The organism is Paractinoplanes deccanensis, from assembly GCF_016862115.1.
Classification (GTDB): domain Bacteria; phylum Actinomycetota; class Actinomycetes; order Mycobacteriales; family Micromonosporaceae; genus Actinoplanes; species Actinoplanes deccanensis.
In genome coordinates this window covers 46,282-66,330 of sequence record NZ_BOMI01000057.1, presented here as the reverse complement: position 1 = coordinate 66,330, position 20,049 = coordinate 46,282, and the positions used below count along the sequence as shown (strand labels likewise).

16 protein-coding genes and 1 pseudogene are annotated in these 20,049 nt (G+C 71.9%); 10 read left to right on the top strand and 7 right to left on the bottom strand.

Features of this window, described 5'->3' with window-relative positions; genetic code table 11:
- Positions 1–78 precede the first annotated feature (78 nt).
- Complete coding sequence (locus Ade02nite_RS15070; RefSeq protein WP_203762531.1) at positions 79–2,970, top strand: GH92 family glycosyl hydrolase; 2,892 nt, start codon at positions 79–81, stop codon at positions 2,968–2,970.
- A gap of 67 nt (positions 2,971–3,037) precedes the next feature.
- Complete coding sequence (locus Ade02nite_RS15065) at positions 3,038–3,367, top strand: immunity 53 family protein (RefSeq protein ID WP_203762528.1); 330 nt, start codon at positions 3,038–3,040, stop codon at positions 3,365–3,367.
- A gap of 24 nt (positions 3,368–3,391) precedes the next feature.
- On the opposite strand, the pseudogene Ade02nite_RS50920 reads toward Ade02nite_RS15065, so the two are convergent.
- Positions 3,392–3,534 (bottom strand): annotated as a pseudogene (locus Ade02nite_RS50920) (IS5 family transposase); the annotation flags it as partial.
- Between the two features lie 68 nt (positions 3,535–3,602).
- On the opposite strand from Ade02nite_RS50920, the gene Ade02nite_RS15055 reads away from it, so the two are divergent.
- Positions 3,603–3,761, top strand: a complete 159-nt coding sequence (locus Ade02nite_RS15055) for a hypothetical protein (protein ID WP_203762525.1) — start codon at positions 3,603–3,605, stop codon at positions 3,759–3,761.
- Positions 3,762–3,900: 139 nt separating this feature from the next.
- Here Ade02nite_RS15055 and Ade02nite_RS15050 read toward each other — a convergent pair whose 3' ends face one another.
- Positions 3,901–4,761 (bottom strand): MmyB family transcriptional regulator, encoded by an 861-nt coding sequence (locus tag Ade02nite_RS15050; protein WP_203762522.1) that lies wholly within the window; start codon positions 4,759–4,761, stop codon positions 3,901–3,903.
- A 101-nt stretch (positions 4,762–4,862) separates the two neighbouring features.
- Here Ade02nite_RS15050 and Ade02nite_RS15045 point away from each other — a divergent pair, with 101 nt between their 5' ends.
- The 4 genes from Ade02nite_RS15045 (at position 4,863) to Ade02nite_RS15030 (ending at position 10,198) form a co-directional block, all read left to right on the top strand.
- Positions 4,863–5,582 (top strand): SDR family oxidoreductase, encoded by a 720-nt coding sequence (locus tag Ade02nite_RS15045; RefSeq protein WP_203762519.1) that lies wholly within the window; start codon positions 4,863–4,865, stop codon positions 5,580–5,582.
- A gap of 123 nt (positions 5,583–5,705) precedes the next feature.
- Positions 5,706–6,536, top strand: coding sequence for an NAD-dependent epimerase/dehydratase family protein (locus Ade02nite_RS15040; protein WP_203762516.1), 831 nt, complete (start codon positions 5,706–5,708; stop codon positions 6,534–6,536).
- Between the two features lies 1 nt (position 6,537).
- Positions 6,538–8,634, top strand: coding sequence for a helix-turn-helix domain-containing protein (locus tag Ade02nite_RS15035; RefSeq protein ID WP_203762513.1), 2,097 nt, complete (start codon positions 6,538–6,540; stop codon positions 8,632–8,634).
- A 76-nt stretch (positions 8,635–8,710) separates the two neighbouring features.
- Positions 8,711–10,198, top strand: coding sequence for a M1 family metallopeptidase (locus Ade02nite_RS15030; RefSeq protein WP_203762510.1), 1,488 nt, complete (start codon positions 8,711–8,713; stop codon positions 10,196–10,198).
- Positions 10,199–10,224: 26 nt separating this feature from the next.
- Here the strand turns inward: Ade02nite_RS15030 and Ade02nite_RS15025 are convergent, their stop codons facing one another.
- From Ade02nite_RS15025 to rpmG, 5 genes are all read right to left on the bottom strand, one after another.
- Complete coding sequence (locus tag Ade02nite_RS15025; RefSeq protein ID WP_239168766.1) at positions 10,225–11,784, bottom strand: dipeptide ABC transporter ATP-binding protein; 1,560 nt, start codon at positions 11,782–11,784, stop codon at positions 10,225–10,227.
- A gap of 11 nt (positions 11,785–11,795) precedes the next feature.
- Positions 11,796–13,451 (bottom strand): ABC transporter substrate-binding protein, encoded by a 1,656-nt coding sequence (locus Ade02nite_RS15020; protein WP_239168765.1) that lies wholly within the window; start codon positions 13,449–13,451, stop codon positions 11,796–11,798.
- A gap of 18 nt (positions 13,452–13,469) precedes the next feature.
- On the bottom strand, positions 13,470–14,462 hold the full coding sequence (locus Ade02nite_RS15015) for an ABC transporter permease (RefSeq protein WP_203762504.1): 993 nt from the start codon (positions 14,460–14,462) through the stop codon (positions 13,470–13,472).
- Positions 14,459–15,367, bottom strand: coding sequence for an ABC transporter permease (locus Ade02nite_RS15010; protein WP_239168764.1), 909 nt, complete (start codon positions 15,365–15,367; stop codon positions 14,459–14,461). The genes Ade02nite_RS15015 and Ade02nite_RS15010 overlap by 4 nt, the downstream gene beginning before the upstream one ends.
- Positions 15,368–15,476: 109 nt before the next feature.
- A complete protein-coding gene (rpmG, locus tag Ade02nite_RS15005) occupies positions 15,477–15,644 on the bottom strand; it encodes a 50S ribosomal protein L33 (protein WP_203762501.1) in 168 nt (55 codons plus the stop codon).
- Positions 15,645–15,754: 110 nt separating this feature from the next.
- Here rpmG and Ade02nite_RS15000 point away from each other — a divergent pair, with 110 nt between their 5' ends.
- The 3 genes from Ade02nite_RS15000 (at position 15,755) to Ade02nite_RS14990 (ending at position 19,981) form a co-directional block, all read left to right on the top strand.
- Positions 15,755–17,206 (top strand): choice-of-anchor M domain-containing protein, encoded by a 1,452-nt coding sequence (locus Ade02nite_RS15000; RefSeq protein ID WP_203762498.1) that lies wholly within the window; start codon positions 15,755–15,757, stop codon positions 17,204–17,206.
- 64 nt (positions 17,207–17,270) lie between these two features.
- The gene (locus Ade02nite_RS14995) at positions 17,271–18,287 is read left to right on the top strand and encodes a WxL protein peptidoglycan domain-containing protein (protein ID WP_203762495.1); all 1,017 of its coding nucleotides are present in this window, start codon (positions 17,271–17,273) and stop codon (positions 18,285–18,287) included.
- A complete protein-coding gene (locus tag Ade02nite_RS14990) occupies positions 18,284–19,981 on the top strand; it encodes a TIGR03773 family transporter-associated surface protein (protein WP_203762492.1) in 1,698 nt (565 codons plus the stop codon). The genes Ade02nite_RS14995 and Ade02nite_RS14990 overlap by 4 nt, the downstream gene beginning before the upstream one ends.
- Positions 19,982–20,049: the final 68 nt, after the last annotated feature.

Sequence of the window (20,049 nt, the reverse complement as noted above, 5' to 3'; positions counted from 1 at the left end):
CGGGTTTCCGGTCATGTGGGGGTCCTCTGCGGAAGCGATGCTTCGTAGTTGATCGATACCCCACGAGAAGGAACACGAATGCGCAAACGGTATCTGGCCTTCGCGCTGGCGCCGCTCCTGTCGACCGCTGTGCTCGCGGCGCCCGCGCAGGCGCACCGGGAACTGTCGCCGTTCGACGCGGTGAACCAGTTCATCGGCACCGAGATGGACACGACGCAGAACAAGAGCAACGACGCGTACGGCAACACGTTCCCGGGCGCCGCGGTGCCGTTCGGCATGGTGCAGCCGAGCCCGACCACCTACAAGGCCGGCAACGCGCTGGTCGGCGAGAAGGGCGGCTACGAGTACACGGCGGGCCTGATCCGCGGCTTCGGCATGACACGCTACTCGGGCACGGGCTGCACGGGGCGCTACGGCGGCTACGAGTTCCCCACCATCCCGTACGCGGGTGATCTCGTCGACGGCAGGATCCCCACGAACCCGTCGGTGGACGTGAAGCCGTACTACCTGAGCTTCAGCCACGCGAACGAGGTGGAGGACCCCGGCTACTACAAGGTGGCCCTCGACAACGGCGTCACCACCGAGCTGACCGCGAGCACGCGCACCGCGGTGAGCCGGTTCGCGTTCCCGGGCAAGGCGACGCTCCTGCTCGACGTGTCGGGGCAGAACAACCGCTCGTTCGGCAGCGAGGTCACCATCGACCCGGCCACGCGCACCGTCAGCGGCTGGATGTACGGCGTCGACGTGTGCGACGTCGGCAACTACTACAAGGCGTACTTCTCCACCACGTACGACCAGCCGTTCGCCTCCTACGGCACCTGGAACGACGCCGAGATGACCGCCGGCTCCACCCACGCGATCAAGAGCACCACCGACACGAGCGTGGACTACCGGCACGACACCGGCGCCTGGATCACCTTCGCCGACGGCGCGAAGGTCACCGCCAAGACCGGCTTCAGCTATGTCAGCGTGGCCAACGCCGCCGCCAACCGCGACAAAGAGGTGGGCAAGACCCGCTTCGAGGCCGTACGCGCCCGCGCGGCGTCACAGTGGAAGCAGGCCCTCGGCACGATCGACATCGCCGGTGGCACCGATGCGCGGCGAACCGCGTTCTACACCGCGCTCTACCACTCGCTGCTGCACCCCAACGTGCGGGACGACGTCAACGGCCAATACCTGGGGTACGACAACCAGGTGCACCTCGTGCAGCGGGGCCGGCACTTCTACGCGAACCTCAACTTCGCCGGCTCGGGCTGGGACATGTACCGCAGCCAGGCGCAGCTGATCGCGCTGACCTTCCCGAAGGTCGCGAACGACATGGCACAGTCGATCGTCGACATGGTGAAGCAGCGCGGCTCGTGGGCGCCCGGCAACGCGCGCATGCAGGGCGACAACTACCAGGTCATCCTGGCGACGCTCGACGACATGGGCATCACCGGCTACGACCGCCGGGCGGCGCTCGCGTCGATGGTCGCCACCCAGAAGCTGCCCGCGGTCTCGACCTCGCGCTCGGACGCCTACCAGTACTTCGCGACCGGCATGATCGAGAACCGGAAGGGCGACTTCGCGACGTCCCGCGTCCTGGAGTACGCGATCGACGACTTCGCCGTCGCCCAGCTCGCCGGCCGCCTCGGGTCCGACCGGGACGAGGCGTTCTTCATGGCCCGCGCGCAGAACTGGATGAACGTCTTCGACCCGGTCACCCAGCACATCCGCCCGCGCGAGCGCACCGGTTTCGACCGCACCTTCGACCTGCGGGTGCGCGAGGACGGTGCCGGCCGCGGCCAGTTCAACCAGTCGACCGGCTACCAGTACGGCTGGCTGGTCCCGCACAACCTCGGCACGCTGATCGCCAAGCGGGGCGGCGTCGCGGCGGCCACCGCCCAGCTCGACACGCTGATGGCCCAGCTGGACGCCGGGGCGTACACCCAGACCGGCAACTACCTGTCGAACCAGCCGGCCTTCAACACCCCGTGGGTCTACAACTGGTTGCAGGCGCCCGCCAAGGGCACGGACGCGCTCTACCGCGCGGTCGCGGAGATGTACGACACGACGCCGTCGGGCCTGCCCGGCAACGACGACCAGGGTTCACTGAGCGCCTGGTACGTCTTCGCGAACCTCGGCGTCTACCCGGCGATCTACGGCACCGGCGACCTGGTGATCAGCGCCCCGATGTACAGCAGCATCACCATCGACCCGGTCGGCGACGTCCTCGGCGGCATCCGGATCACCGCTCCCGGCGTGCGGGACGGCAAGCGGTACGTGTCGGCGCTGCGCGTCAACGGCGCCCGCACGACGGCGAACTGGCTGGACGCCCGCTTCGTGCGCACCGGCGGCCGGCTCGACTTCACGATGGCGGCCACGCCGGGCACGTGGGGCACGGCGGCCAAGGACGTGCCGCCCTCGTACACCCAGGGGTCCGACGCCCGCAACAACGTGGGCACCACCCCCGACGGCAAGGGCAACCTCGGCTCGATGGACCTGAGCGACTGGTCGTTCTCCCGCGAGGCCCTGGCCGCCGCGGGCGCCACTCCCGGCGCGTCGCTGCCGCTTAGTGACACCGGGATCGCCTTCACCTGGCCCACCGCCGAGCCCGGCACCCCCGACAACTGGATCCCGCACGGCCAGCGCGTCGACCTGCCGAACCGCCCGGCCACCGCCGTGTCGTTCCTCGGCCTGTCCACCAACGGCCCGGCCACCGGCACGGCGACCGTCGTCTACACGGACAGGACGACCCAGCAGGTCCCCGTCACGTTCGCCGACTGGGCCGCGGCCGACCCCACGGCCCTGATCACCCTGAACGGCCGCAACAACGCCAACGGCACGGCGGGCACGGGCACCTTCCGCGTCTTCGCCACCACCCCCGCCACCCTCGACACCACGAAGACCGTCGACGCCGTGATCCTGCCCGAGTCCACCGACAAGGGCATCATGCACGTCTTCGACGTGGCGGTCTCCGCCACGCACTGAGCGGTCCGGCGCCCTGCCGGCCGAGCCCCACCCAGGGCCCGGCCGGCAGGCCCGGCATCATGACCCGATGGCCGACCTCGACCCGCCGACGCCTGACGCGCTCACCTGGCTCCAAGGCTGGTACGCCACCCAGTGCGACGGAGAGTGGGAACACGAGTACGGCGTGTCGATCGACACGCTCGACAACCCGGGCTGGTCCCTGCGAGTGGACCTGCGCGACACCGCCCTGGAAGGCCGCCCGTTCGCGAGGCGTGAGGTGCACCGCGGCGAGCACGACTGGTTCATCGCCCGGGTGGCCGACGAGCGGTTCGAGGCCGCCTGCGGACCCCTCAACCTCGGCGAGGCCATTCACCAGTTCCGCAGTTGGGCCACCGGCCCCCACCGAGACGAGCGCTGACCTAAGGCGTGTTTCATGACCTGGTCAGAGCCACTCGCCGATGATGGTGATGGTCAGGACGGCTTGGTAACGGACGGCGAGTCGTATCGGGTGGCGACGCCGCGGTAGCGCTTGAGTCGGGCGATGCCGTTCTCAACGGCGTGGCGTAGCCGGTAGAGCTCCTTGTCGAACGCGGGGGCTGGTGCGGGGCCGTCCGATCCCGAGGCGAGTCACCCTGATACGGCGCAGGACCGGGATGAACTGCGGTCTGGAATGGACCACCCGGTTCCGCCGCCTGGCCCGCCGCTACGAACGCAAGGCTTCCCACTTCCTCGGATTCCCGCGCCTGGCCTGCGCTCTGATCTGCTACCGCCGCGCCGATCGCCTCAACCTGCTGACGAGCAACAACCCCTAACGACACACGGTCTAAGGTGGCCACGAGGTCTCCAGTATGAAGTTCTAGCTTGGTCGCTGAATCATCTGCCGGAGGCCTCGTCAGTCATCGATCACCGCCACGCCGTGACCTTCACCGGCAACCATTTCTGAAACACGCCTTAGCCGGCAACGGTCGGCATCGCCTCGGTGCCCACGACGGTCAGCAGGGCGAGCTTCTCGGCGGTGTCGGTGCCGGCACGCGGGGTGAACCAGAGCAACCGCTGCCGGCCGTCCTCGCTGAACAGGCTCAGGGTGTGCAGGTCGAGCAGGCCGACGGTGGGGTGCAGGATCCGCTTGCGCTCGTCCCGGCGCACCTCCACCTCCTGGCCGGCCCAGAGCGACCGGAACTCCGGCGACTCCCGCAGCAGCTCGTCCACCAGCTCGGCCGCCTCGGCGTCGCCCGGGCTGCGCCGCCCGACCGCCGCGCGCAGGTCGGCGACGAACGAGCGTGACTGCGGGGCCAGGTCCTCCCGCGGGTAGATCTGCCGCGAGGCCGGGTCGGTGAACCACCGGTAGAGGAAGCTCGCCGCGCGGCCGCGGTGCGCGCACAGGTCGCCGAGCATCGCGACGGCGAGCGGGTTCTGCACCAGGACGGTGTGCAGGTCGGTGCTCACCATCGCCGGGGTGCCGTCGATGCGGGTCAGCAGGTCGAGCATCGCGGGGTGGACGTGTGACGCCGTCCCGCCCCGCTGCGGGATCGGGCGGTTCGCCAGCCGGTACAGATGGTCGCGCTCGTCGTGGCTCAGGCGCAGGGCGCGGGCGAGCGCGGCGAGCATCTGGTCGGAGGGCTGCGAGCCGGCACCGCGCTCGAGCTCGGTGTAGTACTCCACCGAGGCGCCGGCCAGGACGGCGACCTCGTCGCGGCGCAGGCCCGGGACGCGGCGCCGCGGGCCGGGCGCGAGCCCGACCTCCTCGGGGCGGATCCGCTCGCGTCGCGAGCGCAGGAAGCCACCGAGCTCGGAGTACCTCGTGTTCGGCATACGTACAGCTTCCCCGGGTGGTGCCGCCGCTGCCAGGGGATGCCGTCCCCACCTTCCGGAGCATCTGTCGCGGGCCCGCGCCGCGTCACAGAGTGAACGCCATGAACACCTCACTCAAGACGGTCCTGATCACCGGCGGCACGAGCGGGATCGGCGCCGCGACCGCTCGGCTCCTGCTCGGGCGCGGCCACCGGGTCGCCGTCACCGGGCGCGACCCCGGCCGCCTCGCGGCCTTCCTCGACGAGACCGGCCACACGGACCGCGTCCTGGGCCTGGTGGCGGACGCCGCCGACTGGGACGCCACGAACGCGGCGGTCACCAGCACGGTGGAGCGCTTCGGGTCGCTCGACGCGGCGGTCGCGAACGCGGGCGGCGCGTCGCCGGATCACTTCCGGCCGGGCAGTCCCGGCGTCCTCGACGGTGGCGACCCGCGGCTGTGGGCACCGATGGTGCTCACCAACGTGCTCGGCCCGGCCCTGCTGGCCGAGGCGGCCCTGCCCCACCTCGAGCGGTCCCACGGCCGGCTGGTGCTGCTCGGCAGCGTGGCCGGCATCAAGAACAGCCCCGGCAACCTCTATTCCGCCACGAAGTGGGCGGTGGTCGGCTTCGCCGAGAACCTCCGCCTGCACGCCACGACCCGCGGCGTCGGGGTCACGGTGGTGAACCCCGGCATGATCGACACCGCGTTCTGGCACGGCCAGGCCCCGCCCATCGCGATGAGCCCGGACGCGGTGGCCGAGGCGATCGGCTTCGCGCTCGGCCGGCCGGACGGCGTCGACCTCAACACGGTGACGATCCGCCCGATCGGCCAGCCCGTCTGACGGTGCGGGGCTGCCGGGTCGTCGCCTGCTCGAGCTCGGCGGGGACCCGGCAGAGGCTGCGGGAACGGCGGCGCGGGCCGCGGGCTATCTTGACGGCTGGCATGTCGTTCTAGGGGAGGCCAGATGCGGATCGCCGTCACCGGGGGCACGGGCAAGCTGGGCCGGGCCGTAGTCGCCGATCTGCGGGAGCACGGTCACGAGGTGATCAATCTGGATGCGGCGGCGGAGCGGCCGGACATTCGGATCGATCTCACCGATTACGGGCAGACGGTCGAGGCGCTCACCGCGATCGACGACCGGTACGACCGGATCGACGCCGTCGTGCATCTCGCGGCCATCCCGGCTCCCGGGATCACCGGCAACGCCGCCACGTTCCACAACAACATCACCGCCACCTACAACGTGTTCGCGGCGGCGAAGGCGGCCCGGATCACCAACGTGGTGTGGGCGTCCAGCGAGACGCTGCTCGGCATCCCGTTCGACACCCCGCCCCCGTACATTCCGCTCGACGAGGAATACCCGGCCCGCCCCGAGTCGCGGTACGCGCTGGCCAAGCACCTCGAGGAGACCATGGCGGCGGAGTTCTGCCGGTGGGATCCCACGCTCAAGATGATCGGGCTGCGGTTCTCGAACGTCATGGAGCCGGCGGACTACGAGCAGTTCCCCTCCTTCGACCACGACCCCCGGCTGCGCAAGTGGAACCTGTGGGGCTACATCGACGCCCGCGACGGCGCGCAGGCCGTGCGCAAGGCCCTCGCCTACGACAATCCGGGCGTCGAGGTCTTCATCATCGCGAACGCGGACACGGTGATGAGCCGGTCGTCGGCGAGCCTCGCGGCCGAGGTCTATCCGGGCGTGCCCGTGACCAAGGAGCTCGGCGAGCACGAGACCCTGCTCTCCATCGACAAGGCGCGCCGCGTCCTCGGGTACGAGCCGCAGCACAGCTGGCGCTGAGGTGGCCGACCGCGAGCCGCTGGGGCAGCGCCTGCGCAGGGCCCGGCACGCGGCGGGGCTGAGCGTCGAGGAGCTGGCCGAGCGCTCGGGCGTGAGCGTGCGCGGCATCGGCGACATCGAGCGCGGGCGCAGCCGGCGGCCGCAGGCGCGGACCCTGGCCCTGCTCGCGGGCGCGCTCGGTGTCGAGATCGCCGCGCCGGCGGCGGGCGACGACCTGGGCGGACGGGTGGCCGGCGACTTCGTGGGCCGGGCCGCCGAGCTGGCCGCCGTCGAGCGGCCGGGCGGTCCGGTCGTCGTGGTCACCGGCGCGCCGGGAGTCGGCAAGACCACGTTCGCGGCGCAGGCCGCCCGGCGGCTCGCCGGTCGTTATCCGGCCGGGACGTTCCTCGTCGACCTGCGCGGCCTGGACGAGAGCCCGCCGAGCGCCGCCGATGCGCTCGGGCAGCTGCTCCAGGCGTTCGGCACGGCCCCCGGCGAGATCCCGGCCGAGCCGGCGGACCGGGAGGAGCTGTACCGGTCGGTCGTACGCGAGAAGCCGGCCCTGATCGTGCTCGACAACGCGGCCGGCGAGCCTCAGGTGCGCCCGCTGCTGCACGACGACGCGGCCGCGCTCACCCTCGTCACGAGCCGGCGGGTGCTCGCCGGGCTGGAGCGGGTCCGCCGCGTCCACCTGGACACGCTGACCGAGGCCGAGTCCGCCACCCTGCTCCGCGAGATTGTGGGCGACCGGGCCGGCGAGGCGGTGCCGCGCGTCGCCGAGCTGTGCGGCCATCTGCCCCTCGCGCTGCGGATCGCCGCGAACCGGCTGCTGAGCCGGCCCGAGTGGGACCTGGAGGACCTGGCCGGCAGGCTCGCCGGGGAGAGCGACCGCGGTGTGGCGGGTGCCTTCGAGCTGTCGTACCGGCAGCTGTCCGCCGAGGCGGCGACCGTCTTTCGCCGGCTCGCCCTGGTGCCCGGCGCGGACGCGGGCATCGAGCTCGCCACCGTGCTCGCCGGCCTGCCGGAGGAGGAGACCGAGGACGCCCTCGACGAGCTGCTCGACCTGGCCCTGCTCCAGTCGTCGGCCGACCTGCGTTACCGCTTCCACGACCTGCTCCGGCTCTTCGCCCGCGAGCGGCTGAGCCCGGCGGACCGTGCCGAGGAGGGCCCGATGGCGGCGTGGCTGGTCGCCACCGCCACCGCCGCCGGCAACTGGTTCGAGCCCGGCGCGCAGGGCGGCGGGCAGTTCGCCGGCGCCGCCGCCGCGGAGGAGTGGCTCAAGGCCGAGGGCGACAACTGGGTGGGCGCGCTGCGCCTGGCCGCGGCGGCGGGCCGGCACCGCGAGGTCATCGGCGCGGCCGACGCGATGCACTGGTTCTCCGAGCGCTGGACCGACTGGACCCGGTGGGAGGAGGTCTTCAACCTCGCCCGGGAAAGCGCCGCCGCCGTCGGTGACCGCGTCGCCGAGGCCACCCAGCTCAACCACCTCTCGTGGGCGGCGGCGGCGATCGGGCGCCGGTTCGACATCGCCGGTGGGTACGCCCGGCAGGCGCTCGCCGTCGCCGAGGAGGCCGGCGATCCGGTGCAGCAGGCGTGGGCGCTGCGCATGCTGAGCGACATCCACTTCGCCGGCAAGGAGTACGACGACGCCGCGGACGTGGCCGAGCGCGCCTGGATCCTCTTCGAGCGGGCCGGTGACCTGGAGGGCGCCGGCACCGCGCTGGCCACCCTCGGCGACCTGGACCGGCTGCGCGGCCGGCCCGCCGAGGCGCTGGAGCGGCACGAACGGCTGCTGGCGAGCTACGACCGGCTGAGCCCCGAGGCGGCGGCGTCGCTCGTACCCGACGTCCTCTATTCGATCGGGCTCGACCACACCGCCCTCGGCGACTGGCGCACCGCCGTCGAGGTGCACGAGCGCGGCCTGAGGCTGTCCCGCGAAGCCAACCTGTGGCAGTTCGTCCTGCGCAACCTGGACGGCCTCGCGGACGCCCAGCTGGCCGCGGGCCGCGAGGAGGAGGCGGCCGCCGCCCTGCGCGAGGGTCTGCGGGTCAGCGTCGAGATCGGCCGCGACACGACGGCCGAGCGCTTCCGCCGCCGTCTCGCCGGCCTCCGCCGGTAGCCGCCGACGGGGCGGCGATCTTTCGACGTCTTTCGATACTTCGCCGGGTCTCTTTCCGCCGACGGAAGGAAGTCCCGTGCGACGACTGCTCGTGGCGCTGACCGCCACAGCGTTGACCCTCGCCGGTACGGGGGTGGCCGCGCATGCCGCGCCCGCGCCCGGCGGCCCCGGTGTGGGCGACAGCTACTTCCCGGACTACGGCAACAGCGGGTACGACGTGTCCCACTACGACGTCCGCCTGCGCTACACCCCCGCGACCGACCTGCTCACCGGCACCACCACGATCCTGGCGACCGCCGAGCAGGACCTGAGCCGCTTCAACCTCGACTTCGTGCTCGACGTGTCGTCGGTGCTGGTGAACAACCGCCCGGCCACCTTCGCCCGGCAGGGCGATCACGAGCTGGTCGTCACCCCGGCCCGGCCGGTGAGCGACGGCGGCGCCATGACGATCGTGGTGCGGTACTCGGGCGTGCCGTCCACCAAGGTGGCGGCCGGCTTCACCGCCTGGATCCGCACGCCCGACGGCGCCATGGCCATCGGCGAGCCGGAGATCGCCTGGTGGTGGTACCCGAGCAACGACCACCCGACCGACAAGGCCACCTTCGACGTCTCGATCTCGGTGCCCGACGGCGTCGAGGCGATCAGCAACGGGGTCATGCCCCGCCCGCCGGTGCGGGAGACGCTGGGCTACACCCGCTGGAGCTGGCGCTCGCTCAAGCCGCAGGCAGCCTACCTGACGTTCATGACCGTCGGGCAGTACGACGTCACGACCGACACGACCGCGAGCGGCCGGCCCGTCTACAACGCGTACTCGCGGCTGATGACCCAGGAGCTGCGCGAGGCGGCGCAGGCCAGCGTGGAGCGCACCGCGGAGATCACCGACTGGGAGACCACGCTCTTCGGCCCGTACCCCTTCGAGGCACGCGGCGGCGTCGTCGCCCCGCCCGACACGCTCTGCTGCGCGCTCGAGAACCAGACCCGGCCGAACTACTCGACCCGCTTCTTCACCCGCGGCTCCAACACCTCGGTGGTCGTGCACGAGAACGCCCACCAGTGGTTCGGCGACTCGGTCTCGGTGGCCGACTGGCGGCACATCTGGCTCAACGAGGGCTTCGCGACCTACGCCGAGTGGCTGTGGTCGGAGAGGAACGACGAGGGCACCGCCCAGGAGATCTTCGACTACCTGTACGCGACCTCTCCGCCCGACGCTCCGATCTGGACGACCGCGCCGGCCGATCCCGGGGTGGCCCAGCTCTTCGGCGACGCCGTCTACGACCGCGGCGCGATGACGCTTCACCAGCTGCGCCTGGCGGTGGGCGACGACGACTTCTTCGAGATCCTGCGCGCCTGGGCCGCCGAGCACCGCTACGGCAACGCCACCACCGAGCAGTTCACCGGCCTGGCCGAGAAGATCTCCGGCGAGGACCTCGGCGCCCTGTTCGAGGCGTGGCTCTCCACCCCGTCCAAGCCGGTGGTCGCGACCACGCTCGCCCGCACAGCCCCGGCCGCCCCGAAGTCGTGGGCGCAGATCAGCCGGACGCACAGCCTGCTCCACCAGCACTGACGAACGGCCCGGCCCGCCGCGGACGATCAGCCCCGGTGGGCCGGGTCCGGCACGAGCACCGACGCGAGCAGGCGCCGGGTGTACGGGTGTTCCGGCGCGCGCAGCACGTCCGGCGCGGGGCCCTGCTCGACGATCGTGCCGCGGTGCATCACGGCCACCCGGTGCGCCAGCCGCTCGACCACGGCCAGGTCGTGGCTGATGAACAGGCAGGCGAAGCCGAACTCGTCCTGCAACGACCGCAGCAGCTCCAGCACGCGCGCCTGCACCGACACGTCCAGCGCGCTGGTGGGCTCGTCCGCGATCAGCAGGGGCGGGTTCAGCGCCAGCGCACGCGCGATCGCGACCCGCTGCCGTTGACCCCCTGACATCTCGTACGGGTAGCGATCGCGCAACGCCGTGGGAAGCCGCACCGCGTCGAGGAGCTCGGCCACCCGGCGGCCGCGCGCGGCGGCGTCCAGGTCACGATGGAGCACCAACGGCTCGGCGATGCTGTCGGCCACGGTGACCCGCGGGTTGAGCGAGGACGCCGGATCCTGGAAGACGATGCCGATGCCCGACCGGATGCGCCGCAGCTGGGCCGCGCGGCGCCACGGGTGCCGGGCCGCCCGGCCGATGTCCGCGCCACCGACCAGCGCGGTGCCCGCGGTCACCGGCACGAGACCGGCCACGGCCCGGCCGATCGTGGACTTTCCCGACCCGGACTCGCCGACCAGGCCCAGGATCTCGCCCGCGCCGACGGTCAGCGAGACGCCGTCCACCGCGCGGAACCGCCCGGAGTACTCGACGACGACGTCGGTCAGCACGAGCGTGTCCCCGGAAGGCTCGATCGCCTCGCGGGTGGCCGATCCCAGCCGGGGCACAGCGTCCAGCAGCGCCCGCGTGTAGCCGTCCTCGGGAGCGGCGAAGAGCCGGCCGGCGGGCGCGCGCTCCACCACCACGCCCTTCTCGAGCACCACGACGTCGTCGGCGAGACCGGCCACCACCCCCATGTCGTGGGTGATCAACAGGATCGCCATGCCGAGCCGCTCGCGCAGGTCACGCAGCAGGGCGAGGATCCCGGCCTGCGCGGTCACGTCGAGCGCGGTGGTCGGCTCGTCGGCGATGAGCAGCACGGGGTCACAGCTGATCGCCATCGCGATCATGGCGCGCTGGAGCTGGCCACCGGAGAGCTGATGGGGGTACGAGCGGGCCACGCGCCGCGGGTCGTCGAGCCCGACGAGGCCGAGCAGGTCGTGCACGCGCTGCCGGCTGGCGGGCTTGTCGTGCGTACGGAGCGCCTCGGCGATCTGGTTGCCGACGGTGAAGACCGGGTTGAACGCCGTCATCGGCTCCTGGAACACCGTGCCGATCCGCCCGCCGCGCAGCTCGCGCAGCCGCTCGGGGTCGGCACCGACGAGCTGCTCGCCCTCGAAGGTGATGCTGCCGCTCACCCGGGCGGTGCCCGGCAGCAGGCCCAGGATCGACATGGCGGAGACGCTCTTGCCCGAGCCGGACTCGCCCACGAGGGCCAGGACGCGCCCGCGGCGCAGCTCGAAAGCCACACCGCGGGTCGCCTCGGCCTCGAACGCGATGGAGAGGTCCTCCACTGACAGGAGTGTCACTGCTTCAGCGAGACCTTCAGGTAGTTGGGGTACGCCGGGAAGGCCGCCACGAAGAAGTTCTGCACACCGGACCCGTGCAGGAACGAGTTCTTCGTGTAGATGAGCGGCACGACCGGCGCGTCGGTGAGGATGCGCTTGTCGGCCTGCGCCCAGAGCGCCTGCGCCTTGGTGGCGTCGGTCTCGGCGAGCGCCTGCTCGATGAGCTTGTCCACCTCGGGCTGCGAGTAGCGGGAGATGTTGTAGCCACCGCCGCCGATCTCGCTCGACTGGAACAGCGGCTGGATGTTGCCGTTCGCGCTCGGGAAGTCCGGCTGCCAGCTGCTGACGGTCAGGTCGTAGTCGCCCTTGTCGCCGGTGATGGTGTCGGTGACCGTGGACTCCTCGGCCGGCTTGATGGTCACCTTGATGCCGGCCCGCTGGAGGCCCTGCTGGATGGCCTGGGCCTTGGCGAGGCTGTCCGAGTCGTTCTCCGACAGCAGCGTCAAGTCGAGGCTCGTCCGGCCGGCCTCGGCGAGCAGCTGCTTCGCCTTGGCGACGTCGCCGGACGGGCCGGCCGGGTAGAGGTCGTAGTCCTGACGGCCGGCGATGCCCGGGGTGATCAGCGTGGTGGCGATGTCGCCGCCGGTCGCGCCGCCCGACGCCACCTGGAACGCCTTCTTGTCGACCGCGTACTCGACGGCCTGGCGCACCTTGACGTCCTTGAGCGGGCCGCGCTGGGTGTTGAGGGCCAGGTAGGCCAGCGCGCCGGCGTCCGAGGTGACCAGCCGCTGCTTGGCCGACGGGTTCGACTGCACCTGCACGAGCTGGGCCGGGGGCACGAAGCCCGCGCCGAAGGCGTTCCTGTCGTCGCCGGCGTCGGCGATCAGCCGCTGCGCGGCGACGGTGGTGTCCTGGCCGAGCTGGAAGACGATCTGGTCGGGGCCCGCGGTGCGCACGGTGTCGGTCTTCGCGTCCCACTTGGGGTTGCGCTTGAGGGTCACCGCGGAGCCCTGCTGGTACGTCTCGATCTCGTACGGGCCGGACGCCACCGGCTTCTGGGTGTACGTCTTCGGGTCGTCCTTGGCCTTGGGCACCGGCGTGAAGGCGGGCATCGAGACGATCCAGGGCCAGTCGCCGTACGCGGCGTCGAGGTGGAAGACGATCGTCTTGTCGTCCGGCGTCTCGATCGACGAGAGCTCCCCGCCGGTGTACGGGCCCTTGTACTTGTCGCCGCCGGCGAGCAGGCCCTTGTGGTAGCCGAGGCCGCCGGACAGCTCGGGCGCGAACGAGCGCTCGACGCCGTACTTGATGTCCTTACTGGTGATCGGCGAGCCGTCGGCGTAGCTCAGGCCGTCCTTGAGCGTGTAGGTCCAGGTCTTGCCGCCGTCGCTGCTCGTGCCGGTGTCGGTGGCGAGGTCGGGCACCACCTGGGCGGGCTTGCCCGGCTGCACGTCCCACGTGGTCAGGCGGCGCAGCACCAGGCCGAGCGTGGTGATGGCGAGGTTCTGGCTCTTCGCCGGATCGAAGTTGATGTCGGTCTGGGCGGTCAGGATGGTCAGCTTGCCACCCTTCGCCGAGCCCTCGCTCTCCTTCTTGTCGTCCGCCGAGTTGGCGCCGCAGGCCGCGAGGGTGAGCAGCGCCGTCAGCGCCACAGCGGCCGTTCTTCTGATCACTGGGGGGATTTCCTTTCACTACCGCGAGACTCGCGGGTCGAGGACGCCGTAGACGAGGTCGACGGCGAAGTTGGCGACGATGACGAGGAAGGCGGCGAACAGCGTCATGCCGACGATCACCGGTAGGTCGACGGTGCCGACCGCCTCGATGAGCAGCGCGCCGAGGCCCTGCATGCTGAACACGCGCTCGGTGATGATCGCGCCGCCCAGCAGCAGCCCCAGGTCGAGGCCGAAGACGGTGACGACCGGGATGAGCACGTTGCGCAGCCCGTGCCGGCCGATCACGCGGCGCTCGCGCAGTCCCTTGGCCCGGGCCGTCCGGATGTAGTCCTCGCCCAGCACCTCGATCATCTGGCCTCGGGTGAGCCGGGCGTAGAGGGCCGCGTTGATCAGAGCGAGCACGCACCACGGCAGGACGAGGTGCCAGAGCCAGTCGACCGGGCTCTCGGTGAGCGGGACGTAGCCGCCGACCGGCACCATGTCGAGCGTGAAGCCGAAGAGCAGGATGCCGAGCAGGCCCACCAGGTAGGCCGGCGAGGAGACCCCGATGGTCGAGAACACCATCGCCGACCGGTCGAGCAGGGTGCCACGCTTGACGGCGGCGGCGACGCCGGACGAGACGCCGAGCAGCAGCCACAGCACGGCCGCGCCGACGGCGATCGAGAAGGTCACCGGTGCCCGCTCCCCGATGAGCTGGGTGACCGGCTCGTTGAGCCGGAACGAGTAGCCGAAGCAGGGCGCGGCACAGTCGACGGCGGCCTGGCCGGCGCCGAAGTGCCGGCCGGTGAAGATGCCGCCGAGAAAGTCGAGATACTGCTGCAGCCAGGGCTTGTCGTAGCCCATGAAGGCGCTCGCCTCGGCGAGCCGCTCCGGGGTGCACGGACGGCCGCAGGACAGCCGCGCCGGGTCGGCCGGCAGCACGTAGAAGACGGCGTACGTGAGGAAGCTGATCACCAGCAGGGTGCTCGCCATGCCGAGCAGGCGGAAGCCGGCGAAGCGCAGGGTCCTCATCGCTTGGCCGTCCTCGGGTCGAGCGCGTCACGCAGACCGTCGCCGAACAGGTTGAAGGCGAGCGTCACCAGGAAGAGCGCGGCGCCGGGGAAGACCAGGAACATCGGATCGGTCTGCACCCAGGCGATCGCCTCGCCGATGGTGCGGCCCCAGGCCGGCGTGGGCGGCGGCACCCCGACGCCGAGGAACGACAGGGCGGCCTCCGAGCCGATCATCCCCGGGATCGTCATGGTGGCGTAGACGATGATGGTCGACATCAGGTTCGGCAGATAGTGGCGGCGGAGCTGATGGCCCGTGCCCGCGCCGAGCGCGGCGGAGGCGACCACGAAGGTCCGCTGTTTCAGGGCCATGGTCTGGCCACGGACCACGCGGGCGATGCCCGGCCAGCCGAAGAGGCCGATCACCAGGACCAGCAGCAGCTGCTTGGGGAAGCGGGCAGGCGCGATCGCCCCGAGCGCGATGACGAAGACCAGCCACGGAAAACCGAGGAGGACGTCGGTGATCCGGCTCAGCACGCGGTCGAACCAGCCGCCGAAGTAGCCGGCCGTGACCCCCACGAGCACGCCGATCGCGACGGCGATGAGGGTCGCCCCGACACCGACGAGCAGGGACGTGCGCGCGCCGTGCACCACGATGGCGAACAGGTCGCGCCCGGTCATCGGCTCGACGCCGAACCAGTGGTCCCCGCTGATGCCGCCGCCCCGGCCCAGCGGCTTGCCGGAGTCGTCGAGCGCGCTCAGGTCGTACGTGTAGGGGTCGTGACCCTCCACCGAGGACAGCAGCGGCGCGGCGACGGCGACGAGCAGGAGGACCAGGATGGTGGCGCCGCCCGCCACCGCCCAGCGATCGGCGAGCAGCCTGCGCAGGGGATGCCGCGCCGGAGCGAGCGGGATGTCGACGACCACGGTTCCTTCTTGGCGGGGCGGTGCGGGTGGGACGGCGCTGATCGTAAGGACGCCGCACCCGGTTTGACCCCGCCAAGAGACCTATAACACATATATAGCCGATAGGAGATTAGCGGTCCTCGCGGAAGTCGACGTGGCGGCGGGCGATCGGGTCGTACTTGCGCAGGACGAGGCGGTCCGGGTTGGTGCGCCGGTTCTTGCGGGTCACGTAGGTGTAGCCCGTGCCCGCGGTGCTGCGCAGCTTGATGACGGGCCGGATGTCGGTGCTCTTTGCCATGGGCGTCACCATACAATGAAAACCGTTTCCAATAACAGCATCGTCCATGTTACGGTCCCCGCGTTGAAAACGAGACCCGTTTTCATGTATGGACCGAAAGGAGACGATGCGTGAAGAGACCCCGCGTACGGGTCGCGGTCGCGGCCGCCGGATGCCTGGCGGCCGCCACGCTCTTCGGCGCCCCGCCGGCGCTGGCGGCCGAGGCGGTGGTGCTGTCCAAGGGCCACACCGACGCCGTCGACGTGCACTACGAGGACGGCGCGCTGAGGCTGAAGGTCAACGACGACACGGTGAGCCCGTCGGTGGTGCGCGACCCGGCCGACGTCACGTTCCAGGTGCTGCCGGCCGCCGAGACCACCGTGCCCGACCTGCCGTCCTTCGCCTTCCTCGGCGAGCCGGGCAGCAAGATCTGGATGCTGCCGCAGGTCCAGGACCCCGCCCTGCTCTGGCCGGGCTGGAACACCACCAAGCTCAGCTCCGGCGTCTTCGCCGGCGACAAGGTCACCATCAGCCTCGTCGGCGCCGACGGCCCCGGCGACGTGACGCTGTTCGACACCAACTCCCTCGGTACGCCAGCCATCAAGTTCCGCAGCACCGACGGCCTGCCCGACCGGCTCGACGTGCCCGTGCACACCCACGCGCACGCCGGCTGGGTGTTCTCACAGCCGGGCGCGTACACCCTGAAGTTCCAGGCGGACGCCACGCTCACCAACGGCGCGGCGGTGAGCACCGGCCCGGTCGACTACCGGTTCGTCGTCGGCGACCGTCAGGGGCTCAGCCTCGCGGTGTCCGGCATGGCCGACGAATACCAGGCCGGCGACACCGTCACGCTGCAGGCCGTGCAGACGCCGCAGGGCGCGCTGACGAAGTACCAGTGGTTCAGCAGGAAGCCCGGCGGCGACGACTACGCGCCGATCGAGGGCGAGACCGGCGCGTCCTACAGCTTCACCGCCACCCGCGCGCTCAACGGCACCGACTACCTCGTCAAGCTCTACGACGGCGAGACCGTGGCGGCGACCAGCGAGCTCGTCACGCTCTGGGTGGCGTTCCCGCCCGAGGGCAGCAGCGCCACCAAGTCGGTCACGGCGACGATCAGCGCGGCCGAGGGCGCCCTCGTGCTCAGCGTCGACCCCGAGGACCGGTCCGTCGCGCTGCCGGCCGCCACGCTGTCCGCCTCCGGCGACCGGTGGGAGACCTCCGGCGCCCTGCGGCCGGTCACCGTCACCGACACCCGGCGGGCCAAGCCGGGCTGGACGGCGTCCGGGCAGGTGCCCGACGGCTTCAAGGGCGACGACGGCACGGCCTTCGCGGGCGGCTACCTGGGCTGGACGCCGGCCGTCACCCGGCAGGGCGGCCAGCAGGGCGTGGTGGCCGGGCCGGTCGCCGTCCCGTACGTCGCGGGGCAGCCCGGCACGGGCCTCGGCGGCAGCGCGGTCCTCGCGTCGGCGCCGGCGGGCAAGGGACTCGGCACCGCCGAGCTCGACGCCGCACTGAAGCTCAGCGTTCCCACCGACACGGCGGCCGGCACCTACACCGGCACGCTCACCCTCACCGCCATCTGATGACGTCGCGGGGCGGCCGCTGTGCCCCTGGCCGCCCCGCGACCTGCGGACGGAAGACCCTCTCATGCACACCCGCATCGCCGCCGCCGTCCTGGCCCTGCTGCTGGTTCCCGCGCCCGCGAACGCCGCACCCGGCAACGACCCGCTCACCTGGTCGGTGTCGCCGTCGGGTCCCCAGGGCCCGAACGGCCGCCCGGCCCTCGACTACAAACTCGACCCCGGCGCCACCCTCACCGACCACGTCGCGGTCACCAACCACTCGGCGCGGCCTCTGACTCTCCGGCTGTACGCGAGCGACGCCTTCACCACCGCGGGCGGCGGCTTCGACCTGCTGGCCGGCACCACGAAGCCGACGGGCGCGGGCAGCTGGATCCGGCTGGGCCGCACCACGGTCACGCTGCCGAAGTCGTCCCGCGTCATCGTGCCGCTCACCCTCACCGTGCCCGCCAACGCCACTCCGGGCGACCACGCGGCCGGGGTGGTCGCCTCGCTCACCTCGGGCACCGGCGAATCATTCACTGTGGACCATCGGGTCGGCACGCGCGTCTATCTGCGCGTGACGGGGCCGGTGCGCCCGGCCCTGAGCATCACAGACGTACACCTGACGACCTCGACGCCGTGGAATCCGCTCGCGCTACCGCGGCTCACCGCCACATTCACCATCGCCAACACGGGGAACGTACGCCTGAGCGCGCGGCCGTCGGCCCGGGCGGCCGGCCCGTTCGGTATCGGCGCGACGACCGCGGCAGGCGCGCCGGTCGCCGAGATCCTGCCGGGCGGGTCGGTACGCACGTCCGTGCGGCTCGACTCGGTGCCGCCGCTGTTCCGCTCGCAGGTCACGCTGGCGGCCTCCCCCTCGACCGGCGCCGCACGCCGCACGGTCTGGCTGGTGCCGTGGCCCCAGCTGGCGCTGCTCGCCCTCGCCGCGGCCCTGGTGGCCGGCCGGCTCCTGAACCGGCGCCGCCGCCGCATCCGCCTGGCAGCCGCCATCGCCGAGGCCGAACAGCGAGGCCGCGACCAGGCCGCCGCGCCGGATCGGCGCGGCTCCGATCACGTCCTGGACAAGGAAGGGAGCTCATGAAGGGCCTCCGGACCACCGTGGTGACGGCCACGGCATCACTTGTGGCCTTCCTGCCGGCCGCCCCCGCCCTCGCCGATCCGCACCAGCCCACTGTGGACGGCGGTGCCGACCTTCTGGCCCTGTCGCTGGGCCAGGGCGGGCTGCGGCTGGGATTCCGCTCGCAAGACACAGCGGCGGATCCCGCATCGCTGCGGTTCACCGCGCAGGCGGGGCCGGTCGGTGCGGTGCCGGGCGACTCGGCGTTCGCGTTTCTCGGCAAGCCCGGCACCTCGGTGTGGGCGCTGCGGGACGACGGGTCTCGGCTTCCGGCCTTCGACACGACCGGGGTTGCTCCGGGGAGGGTGAGCGACGGCACAGTGACGCTCGACCTGGCCTCCGTGGAGGGACCGGGCGCGTTCGCGGCCTATACGTTGTCGGCTTGGGGGCGGCCCCAACTGCTGCTCGACAGCGACGGCCGCCGGAGCGTCCAGCTTCCGGCGGGACGGCGCCTCGGCGGTGTGGTGTGGGCGTTCGGCGCTCCCGGCGAATACCGGGTGACCCTGCGCGCCAAGGCCCGAACCGAGTCGGGGGTGTCGCAGGACGACGCGACCTATTCCATCGCTGTGCCCGCGTCCGCTCCGCCACCCACCGCTCCTGCCCCCACCCCTCCTTCGGCAGCCAAGGCGCCCACCGCCCAAGGCCCCGTGACGTCCGAGCGGGCGGCCGGTGCGGCTGCGGCCCCGATGAGGGCGCAGGGCTCCACCGCCGCCGCGGCCTCTCGGAGGGTCATCTCGGACGGGCACGTCGACATGGGGCCCCAGCTCAACGCCGGCGCGCTGCGGATCAGGCTGAAGGACGACTCGACCACTCCCCCGACCTGGCGCGAGCTCGCCGATGTCGTCCTGAAGGTCACCGACAAGGCGCGGATCGCGGTCCCGTCCGGCGCCGGATACGCGTTCCTGGGCAAGGCGGGCGAGCAGGTCTACCTGTTGCCGCAGTCGCAGCAGGCGGGCATCGTGTGGCCGGGCTGGAACACCCAGCACGAGTCCGTCGTGCAGGGCACCCGCGGCAACGTCACCTGGCGGCTGCGCGGAGTCGACGGGCCCGGCGAGTTCAAGCTCTTCCTCACCGGCTCGTTCGGCACGCCCGAGGTCGTCTTCGACTCGGCCAAGAGCCTGCCGCAGCAGCTGGCGATCGCCCCGAACACGCACGCACACGGCAACTGGGCGTTCACCGAGGCCGGCCGCTACCGGCTGACCGTGGACATGACCGCCACCACGACCGCCGGCAAGACGGTCTCCGACACCCGGACGCTGACCATCGCCGTCGGCGACACCACCGACCCCGACCCCGGCAGCGGCAACGGCAGCGGCAACGGCAACGGCAGCGGCAACGGCAACGGCAACGGCAACGGCAACGGCAGCGGCAACGGCAACGGCAGCGGCAACGGCTCGGGCAATGGTTCGGGTGACGGCTCAGGCAGCGGCTCGGGGACCGGGTCGGGCAGTGGCTCGGGGACCGGATCGGGCGATGGCTCGGCCTCCGGCGGCAACGCCGCGGCAGGTGACGCCGGCAGCGGCGGCAACCTCGCCAAGACCGGCGCGAACGTCGTCTCCGTAGCCGGCGGCGGCGCCCTCCTCCTGGCGGCCGGAACGGCCGCGGTCATCGCCGCCCGCCGCCGGCGACACCCTGCGTCCACACCCGACCCTTCCTAATGAAAATGAAAACCATTAAGCTTCGGATCGATCCGGTCGACGTCGGCCGGACCCATCACAAGGAGACC